This window comes from Limosilactobacillus reuteri (assembly GCF_020785355.1).
Classification (GTDB): domain Bacteria; phylum Bacillota; class Bacilli; order Lactobacillales; family Lactobacillaceae; genus Limosilactobacillus; species Limosilactobacillus reuteri_I.
On the sequence record NZ_JAJGVH010000054.1, the window covers coordinates 1 to 209 of the forward strand.

Sequence of the window (209 nt, forward strand, 5' to 3'; positions counted from 1 at the left end):
AGCGGACCATTACTAATCGGTCGAGGACTTAACCAAGGAGCGGTAAGGTTTATTGGAAGAGAATAGATAGGATTTAGTTTTGAGAGCACAAGCTCTCGTCCGAAAGGACAAAGAGTGTGGTGATGATGGCTTGAAGGATACACCTGTACCCATGCCGAACACAGAAGTTAAGCTTCAACACGCCGAAAGTAGTTGGGGGATCGCTCCCT

At 47.4% G+C, this 209-nt stretch carries 1 rRNA gene; it reads left to right on the forward strand.

Going from position 1 to position 209, the window contains the following annotated elements:
• Positions 1 to 115: 115 nt before the first annotated feature.
• Positions 116 to 209, forward strand: a 5S ribosomal RNA gene (rrf, locus tag LMB56_RS01965); the annotation flags it as partial.